This is a genomic window from Roseiarcus sp., assembly GCF_052145395.1.
In the GTDB taxonomy this organism is placed as follows: domain Bacteria; phylum Pseudomonadota; class Alphaproteobacteria; order Rhizobiales; family Beijerinckiaceae; genus Roseiarcus.
On record NZ_JBKQOT010000007.1, the window covers coordinates 1 to 2,836 of the forward strand.

Consider the following 2,836-nt stretch of genomic DNA (forward strand, 5'->3'; position numbering starts at 1 on the left):
CCGACTCGGCATCCCCGGACCGCACGTCCCGCCCCTCGCCAGCCTCATCGCGCCCGCCCCAAGCTGATCCCACCGCCCGGAGATTTGCCCCGGTTACCGCGCACGGCGGCCTCTCCTAGGGCCGAGCGGCGGAAGGCGAGGGCGGCGTCGGACCGTGTTCCGGAGCGGGCGTTTGACCCGGGGCCGGCGCGGGCGTTGGCGGAGGCGCTCCGTTCGCCGCCCCGCAAACCGTTTCGTCCGAGGCGAACGTGATGTGGTTCTGGGCGAGGAAATTTCGCACGGTCTCGACGTCTTGGGCGACATTTCCCTGGCGCGTGCCCTTGTCGCTCGGAAACAGCATCGTATTGACGCCGATCAGGCGGCCGCAACTGTCGATCAGCGGACCTCCGCTGTTGCCTGGCGCGAGTTGCATGTCGTGGAGCAGAATCGGAGGCTGCGCACTGCCGGTATTCATCTTGTTGTTGACGGTTCCTGCCTCGAGATCGGCGCTCGGCGCCTCAATGTTCTGTTGAGCCAGCGCACGATCGGTTTCCGCAGGGTCGAAAACGCCGTGGATCAGCGAGTTCCAGAAGGTTTCAAACTTCGTGTCGCGTCCGGTCAGAAACCCGGGAAAACCGGCGACGTAGGCGGTCGCCAGTTTCGGCGGCGAAGGGCCGATCGGCAAGCCGGTCATCCCCGAGACCGGCTCGATCTCGAGCGCCGCCAGGTCGGCCCGGATGTCGCTTTCGACGGGCGGCGGTTGCGACAGGGTCACGCTCTTGACTTGACGAATGCTGCTGATGCTTTTGTTGGCGACAAAAATACGGTTGGCCTCGACGCCTTTGACCACGTGATGGTTGGTCACCACGGTGTGATCGCCGACCAGGAAGCCGGAGCCCTGCGAGAACGACACCTGATCGCCGGTTTCGCCCGTGAACGCAATAGTGAGGACGGTCGACTTGTCGAGCAAAGCGCCTGCCGTCGCTGGTCCTTGAGCGCCGCGGGACGGAGACTGCGGGAGTTGCGCCTGCTCGGGCGGTTTCGGATCGACCTGCAGCGCGGGCGCTTCGCCCGAGCCGGCAGGGCTGGGCTCGGGGGCCAGGTCCGGCACCGGAACCGAAAAGTCGGCGGGCCGGCAGACCTTGCCGTCAAGCGCCTGGTCCGGCGCTTTCAGCTGCGATTCCAGAGAATCGTTTGACGCCTTGAGCCGCTCCAACTCGAACGCGTTCGCAGCCGTCGAGCCCGTCGTGAACGAGGGGTAGATGAGGACGCCAGGAACGGAGATCGCCGCAAGTGCCAAAGCCGCCAATGCGCAGGCCGCCAAGGGGACGAGCCAGGGCCGGCGCGGCTCTATGCAGCGGGGGAGTCTCTGTTCCCGCAGCCATGTTCTCTGGCGGCGCCGCCGAAGCGGCGGGCGGCGCTTCGCCCGGGACTTCCACAGGCGGTTTTGCCGGAGATTGGTCGACGACGGCGGAGGACAGCCACGGCGCATAGCGGCCCAGCGTGCTTTCGAAGTGTGCGATCCGTTCGTCGCGGCTGCTGACTGAGCGCGGCAAAATGCCCCAGTTCACGAGCACGGGTTCGCCGCCGATCGACAGGATGTCGCGCGGGCTCGATATGTCGAGCCAGCGGGAAATCTTCCCCCCGATTTCGGCGTCGGCCAACGCCGGCCTCAGCGACTCGAGCCTCGCCGTCAGTTGTTCAACGATCGGCTTGCGCGCCACCTCGTCGATGTCGTCGATCTCGGCGACCGATCCCTGATAGGCGGAGTACGATGAAATCGTTTCGCCTTCGCCGCTTGCGTTCCGGGGCAACACCGGTTCGGCGAACAGCGACGCTTTCGACGTTTTCCGGATCCGCCTGACCCGCGTCATTGACCACGTACTGCGACATCTGATTGACCGAGAGTCGCTCAATCCCACGAGGGAGAAGGAACGCGTCGCCGAGTTCGGCGCGCCAAATGAATGGAACCGCCATTCGGCCTGCGATCATGCGGTCACTGATCCGCCTGCCCACAAACTGGAAGTCTCGATCGACGCGCTTCGCGTCGCGGAAGACATACCGCAGTTTGACGGGAACCGGGGTCCAGTCGTCCTGCGCCAACATGTATTTGATCAAGAGGGCCTTCCTGCACAACGACGCATGAAGCTCGGGCCACTTGTCCTCATCGGAGGCTTTCGGACAGGCGAGCACGGAGAGCAGCGTTGCGCCGCATTCATAGATTTCGTTGCGCTCGAAATTGAGCTCGATTTCCATTCAAATTCCCCGGCGAGCGAGATCGACCGATTGCAAGCGTGCCTGCGTTTCGGAACGAATCGCCCGCGGCACGACGGAGACCGGTTTGGCGGGACTGCGTCCACCACCAGAATGCGCGGGCGAGCGTCGGGCCGCTTCATCGTTTCCGGATAGCTTCGCGATTGTCGAACGATGTCCCAGAGCTTGACGATCAACCGCTTCGCCGGCGGTTCGGATCCGGCGACGCGGACGGGGCCCGGCTGGATTGGCCCCGCCAGCTGCGGGGAGCGCGCTTCGCCAGCGGTTTGCTCCGTCGCGGCTACGCCGCCAGCCGGGACACGACCGCATTTCAGGAATTTTTTACCACCATGGCGTCGAAGCTACGGAATTGGTAACCGACTTCTCAACCTTAACGATGGGTTAAGACGCGCCTGCGATCAATCGGGCGGGACGCCTGGATCGCAACCCGGGTTATCCGGTCGCGGTGCGGAGCCGCGTCCCCGGAGACGACAGATCGGAGAGACCACGATGATCGAAGCGCTCGCGCGGATCCGCAACGATTCCATCCTCTCGCGGCCTGGCAAGAAAGCGGTCCGCGGCGGGGGCGCCCTTCGGCGCGTGG

Annotated in this window: 2 protein-coding genes; both read right to left on the reverse strand. The window is 64.9% G+C overall.

Translation table 11 applies throughout. The features are described 5' to 3' along the window. Positions 1-115: 115 nt before the first annotated feature. A complete protein-coding gene (locus tag ACLP25_RS00260; protein WP_442467247.1) occupies positions 116-1,288 on the reverse strand; it encodes a trypsin-like peptidase domain-containing protein in 1,173 nt (390 codons plus the stop codon). 392 nt (positions 1,289-1,680) lie between these two features. Then, positions 1,681-2,235, reverse strand: a complete 555-nt coding sequence (locus tag ACLP25_RS00265; protein ID WP_442467248.1) for a hypothetical protein — start codon at positions 2,233-2,235, stop codon at positions 1,681-1,683. Between the last annotated feature and the right edge of the window lie 601 nt (positions 2,236-2,836).

Excerpts from the sequence above, each read along its gene's own strand:
- ACLP25_RS00265 (WP_442467248.1), bottom strand. The coding sequence starts at position 2,235 with ATGGAAATCGAGCTCAATTTCGAGCGCAACGAAATCTATGAATGCGGC.